Annotated in this window: 5 protein-coding genes; 3 read left to right on the top strand and 2 right to left on the bottom strand. The window is 34.2% G+C overall.

Annotation, left to right across the window (positions count from 1 at the left end):
* Nucleotides 1-201: helix-turn-helix domain-containing protein (locus CM19_RS03925; RefSeq protein WP_048099157.1), on the top strand; the 201-nt coding region annotated here is incomplete at its 5' end.
* Nucleotides 202-221: 20 nt separating this feature from the next.
* Here CM19_RS03925 and CM19_RS03920 read toward each other — a convergent pair.
* Both CM19_RS03920 and CM19_RS03915 read right to left on the bottom strand, forming a co-directional pair.
* Entirely contained in the window at nucleotides 222-1,085 is an 864-nt protein-coding gene (locus CM19_RS03920) for a DUF1177 family protein (protein WP_048099156.1), read from the bottom strand.
* Nucleotides 1,082-2,308 carry an FAD-binding oxidoreductase gene (locus CM19_RS03915; protein WP_048099155.1) on the bottom strand — a complete coding sequence of 409 codons (1,227 nt, stop codon included), beginning with the start codon at nucleotides 2,306-2,308 and terminating at the stop codon, nucleotides 1,082-1,084. Before CM19_RS03915 ends, CM19_RS03920 begins: the two co-directional genes overlap by 4 nt.
* Nucleotides 2,309-2,612: 304 nt before the next feature.
* Here CM19_RS03915 and CM19_RS03910 point away from each other — a divergent pair, with 304 nt between their 5' ends.
* Nucleotides 2,613-4,013, top strand: coding sequence for an APC family permease (locus CM19_RS03910; RefSeq protein WP_048099154.1), 1,401 nt, complete (start codon nucleotides 2,613-2,615; stop codon nucleotides 4,011-4,013).
* A 416-nt stretch (nucleotides 4,014-4,429) separates the two neighbouring features.
* The coding region (gene preA, locus CM19_RS03905; protein ID WP_150111375.1) for an NAD-dependent dihydropyrimidine dehydrogenase subunit PreA at nucleotides 4,430-5,395 on the top strand (966 nt) is incomplete at its 3' end.

The raw sequence follows: 5,395 nt of genomic DNA, 5'->3' as shown, positions 1-5,395 counted from the left end.
GTTTTTCCCTTTCCCGAATTAACCAATATACAGAAGAAAATAATTATCAAGGCATTTTCTAAGGGCTATTATTCTTTTCCTAAAAATGCAAATGCTAGAGAAATTTCTAAAGAACTTGGGATAAGTCCAGTAACGTTCATATACCACTTAAGAAAAGCTGAAAGAAATATCATAAAACACTATTTAAATAATGCATGGTAATATAAATTATTTCATATAAGTCATTTCCTTTTAACTTTTAGTAAATTTGACTCTCCAAGTTTATTCTTTAATTCGATTAACTCTTTTTCGTCAAACGCACTACCTCCTTTATTTATAAACCTTGATAATTCAACGCAAAACTTACCAGCGTTTTCTAACATGGAAATATTCTGAACTCCAGTCTCATATCCAGGTATAGCGAATTTCGATACAGTAGCCACTCCTATTAATGGGCTCTCCGTATATAACCATGGAGAAATTAACGTACTTATGTGATAAGAATTAAAGTCCATAGGAGTCAAATCTGACGATGTTAAAGGAACAAAATAAGGTTCATGATCCGTAACTTTTTCGTAAATATCTAATACCTCATCTGAAACTTTCATTATATACCCGTCTTTTATTACGTGAGTTATCGCAAAATCTGAATACTTAGCTATTCTATTACCTTTTGTGGAATCTATGCTTATTATAAAATCAGCTTGTTTATCCACTTCATAATTCAAAGCTTCTTCAATACCTATGGGAGGAACCATGAAATTGAATGGTTCATGTTGTATTAATTTTGCACTTAGAGAGATGCTTGTACTTATTACGTAGTTTCCACTTTGGCGTTCCTTACTAAGTTCCCTTAAAACGGCCAATGCTATTATTGCACCGTCAGCATCGGAAACTAATAAATTATTAATTTTTATAGATCCTAACCTCCCTAAAACTTCAATTTTTTTCCCTTCGCCCTTTATGTAAGATCGTAGGAACAAAACTTCTCCTAAGTCCCAATACTGTACTTCATCTGAATACTTTTTGACGTAATCTAAGATATCCCCAGGTTTCTTTAAATCTTGGAGAAGTTCTATTGTTTCTATAACGCTTTTTAACATCATAGCCTTAGCTTACCTGGATTTATTATATCTCGAGGATCCATCTCTGTCTTTAATTTCTTCATAATTTCTAACCTAAATTCACTATCAACTCTATCATTGATTTCAATTGAATGAATTTCAAATGGAATACCGTGCTTTGTCATTACCTCATCTATTTTTTTAAAATTATCTCGCTCAGAAATAAATACAGTATAAATAATAATTTTTCCGTTTATCGTCATAACGTCACCGTGTATGAAGACATTATTACCTAAAATTCCCTTGAGTTCAGTCACTACATAATAGAATTCTTCCGTAGTAAGCAACCTAACTTCATAAAAATATTCTTTAAGATTTGACAGCTTACTCATTGTTACATATATAGCTGCAAACGCTAGTTCGTCTAAAAATCTTAGGTCTACCTCCTCTCCACTTACCTTTTTTGATGAAGATACCATTAAATTCCATTTTCCTATTTTTTCAATTCTATTACCCGCAATCTTCCTCAAAGTTATATCGTCCTCTATTGTAATCCTTCTTACAGTATTCTTATCGAACTCTGAAAGCAACTTAACTAAATCCATCAAATTCTCAAATCTTAATAAATAGTCCTTCCAGTCATTTTTCTCTGATACTGGTAAGCCGATTTCCGTAACAATACCTGTAGTTCCTGCCGCTTGAGCTACACCGAAAACATCACTATTAGATATCGTTTTTTCCTTAACGCTTCCAATCAATTTAAAATACTTTATTCCAGCGTCAAAGTAATAACCATATTGAAAAGAACCTATTCCTACATCACCTCCAGCTATATATCCTCCTATTGTTGACATGTAGAAACTACTTGGATAAACCATGAGATCTAACCCCTTTTTTCTTAAAGTCTTCAAAATATCCAACACTGTTGTGCCAGGTTTTACTACAATTCCTTCTTTATCAGCTTGAAGTATCCCATTCATTTTCTTTAAATCTATCATGATACTGGGTTTTAGAGGCACTATTTGACCTATTGTAGAAGTTCCAGATCCGAAGGCTACTATAGAAATTCCCAAAGAACTCACTAAAGAAATGGCGTGCTTTACGTCATCCTCATCTTCAGCGTAAATTATCCCTAGGACTTTATTCCATAGCTTATTAATCACCGGAGAAACCAGGTAAGGAGAATAAGAATATCGTCGTATTGTTTGATCTGAACTGTCAAATTTATCGCCAAACTCCTTTTCAAGGGACTGTAAACTTATCATTATAAATAGCTTCGAAGGCTCATTATTAAAATCTTTATAAAATATGTTAAAAAGACTTGCCTAACTTTACTAATCACGGTTAAGGTAATAATAACACTCCCTAGGTGAAAATCAGATCAACTAGAGTGTTAACCTGATTTATTAATCCTATAGAAATAGAAAGATCCCAATAAAAATTTTCATTTATACATCCTATGAATCTTTTTATATCTTGTTTTATTGCTGGAAAATCAGAATGAAAAACCTTAACTCTATTTAAAATGTTTTATTGTGAGTTTATAAATTCTTGTTTAACGATATTTATATGGATAAAAATAGCCCTGAAGGATTAAGAAAAGGAGCACTTTCCCCTTGGTTAGCCTTAGCTAATTCTTTAGCTTCAAACGCGCCTATTGCAGTAACAGCTCTATACTTTGTTGGCTTGGCAGGACTTGTTGGAGGTACATTAACTTTGGTTGTTATTTTGGCCTGGCTAATTTACTTAGCGATGACAATTGTGACTTATGAGTGGTCCAAGGTGATTGCCTCGGCCTATAGTTGGGCAGCCATTATGAAAGCTGGATATAATAGTAGCGGGATTTCATTCTTCTCTGCTTGGACTTATCTATATGATTACGTAACAGCGAGTTCAGGGTTTGGCGTCTTAGGTTTAACCAGTTTCGCCTATTTGATTTTCCCTCAATTCACACAGGAATATCCATGGTTTTGGATACCTGTTTCATTAATTATAATAGGAGAAACTACTTTCTTGATGTACGAAGGAATTAGACCGACTTCTAAGTATAACTTGATTACTGGACTTATTGAGATTTCATTTCTGATTATCACTTCCATGGTATTAATTGCCTTAAATTTTCATAAACTCACACTTGAACCCTTAAGTTTATCTCCTATTAACGGTAATGCTCTATTATTACTTACTTCAATGATATTCGGAATAAGCACTTTTGGCGGGACGAATGGAGCTTTAGGAGTTGCTGAAGAGACTAAAGATCCGAAAAAGAACATACCAAAAGCTCTTATAATGACTTTAACATTAGTAGGAGTAGCAATAATTCTAAATTCTTACGCCCAAGAGATAAGCTATGGAGTAGGCAAAATGTTTAATTATGCAAACTTACCTGATCCAGGAATTATAATTTATTCCTCCACCTTAGGAATTCCAATAGCAATAATTTACGCTGCTCTTGTATTTAATAGTTTTAATTCTTCAACAATAGGCTTTGCGGTAAGTGGAATAAGAATGATATATGGAATGGCTAGAGATGGGGCTTTGCCAAAAATTTTCTATAAAGTAAATAAGAAAGGTGTTCCTGAAGTTCCAACCTTACTAGCAGGCCTCCTGAATGCTGCTCTGGTTTTATCGACTGGATTTTTATTTGGTCCACTGAATGCTGCACTATTTTTAATAACGTCAAGTGTAGTATTCACTTACTTAAACCACATGTTAGCTTCCATTGGATTAATAAAATACCATTATAAGAATCGAACTTTAAACTTAGTAAAACATCTTCTTATTCCAATGATAACAGTTTTAGCATTAGGAGCAGCCATAGTTACGTCTCTATACCCAGCTCCTCCCCCACCATTTGTTTATGGGGTCTACATTTCAATTGCATTTATCGTAGTAATAATAGGACTTTACTTTTATATCAAAAAGAAAAATCCTCACATAGCAAACAAGTTCGGGGACTATAGTCTATGAACATCCCTTCTATTTAATAACTAGGTAAAACTTTACTTTCAATACTAACTTCAATTGAACCTAACAACTTTGTTTTTAAACTACGCTAATAGTTACAAGGTATATCAAAAATGTAAATATTTATCTTTAAAGGAAAATTTTTAATATTTCAATAAATTAGGAAGAGTTCTGTTAGGCTAAAGCTTCCATATAAAGAAATTTTAGAGTTAAATACAAAATTAATATATATAGATTTAGACTCACTTCTTCCAGTTAAAGAGGAGTTTGCTAGCTATATTTCGAATCTAATGGAATTCAGGAGGCGAGAATCTAATATATTTATGTCCAGAGGTCTTTTTTATTACGGGAATATTTTCATAGGATTATAAAAGTATCGAGGAGAATTCATTGTCTGAAATACAAAGAGTACGTTAGAAATGCTTAAATTAAATTCAAAGTGTAAAAAGTATATGGTAGATATATCAATAGATTTTCTCGGGGTCAAGTTTGATAGCCCGTTCCTAGTAGGTTCTGGGCCAACAACAGGAACACCAGATAAGATAATTGACGCAATAAAGTCAGGTTGGGGAGGAGTTGTAACAAAAACAATAGGAGATTCTATAATTAGAAAGTCGGTTAGACCAATGTACTCTGCTTCTAGGAATGGAAGAGAAATAGTGTCCTTTGAAAATCTAGAACTGATTACTGAAGAGCCTCTAGAGGCCTGGGATAAATATTTAAGAAGAATAAAGAACGAAACTCATTCTCCGTTGATAGCAAGTATAATGGGTAGTCCAGATCATACCGAATGGGTAAAGTTAGCAAAATGGGCTGAAGAAAGAGGGGCATCAATAATTGAGCTAAACTTTGGATGCCCTCACGGGGAGCCAGAGAGAAAAACTGGAGCATTTATAGGGCAACACGCAGATCTTGTACGAGAATATACAAAGGATGTAGTCCAGTCGGTTGGTTTACCAGTCCTAGTTAAGTTGACCCCTAACGTTACCGACATATCGTATATAGCTAAAGAAGCTGAAATAGCTGGAGCTAAGGGTGTAACAGCGATAAATACTGTTATAGGAGTTGTTGACATCGACATAGAGACCGGAACCCCACTTCCTTCGATCTCAGGCTATTCAGGATATGGAGGGATCTCTGGACCTGCAGTCAAACCTATAGGGTTAGCCTCGGTATCGAGAATCTGGGGAAGAACTTCTCTCCAAATTAGTGGTGTTGGAGGGATATTTGATTGGAAAGACGCTGTCCAATATATAATGATGGGATCAACCACAGTCCAGGCAGTCACGTACACAATGATCAGAGGCTTCTACTTCATTAGAGAATGGAAAACGTCTCTTGAAGAATTTATGAAAAGGAAAGGATATTATTCAATAGAGGATATG

The sequence above is a fragment of the Candidatus Acidianus copahuensis genome (assembly GCF_000632495.1).
GTDB lineage: Archaea > Thermoproteota > Thermoprotei_A > Sulfolobales > Sulfolobaceae > Acidianus > Acidianus copahuensis.
The sequence above is the reverse complement of the archived record's forward strand: the minus strand, read 5'-3'. Positions and strand labels throughout refer to the sequence as shown.

Bases quoted from the DNA above. Each gene is read 5' to 3' on its own strand.
- CM19_RS03920 (WP_048099156.1), bottom strand. From the start codon at position 1,085: ATGATGTTAAAAAGCGTTATAGAAACAATAGAACTTCTCCAAGATTTA.
- CM19_RS03915 (WP_048099155.1), bottom strand. From the start codon at position 2,308: ATGATAAGTTTACAGTCCCTTGAAAAGGAGTTTGGCGATAAATTTGAC.
- CM19_RS03910 (WP_048099154.1), top strand. From the start codon at position 2,613: ATGGATAAAAATAGCCCTGAAGGATTAAGAAAAGGAGCACTTTCCCCT.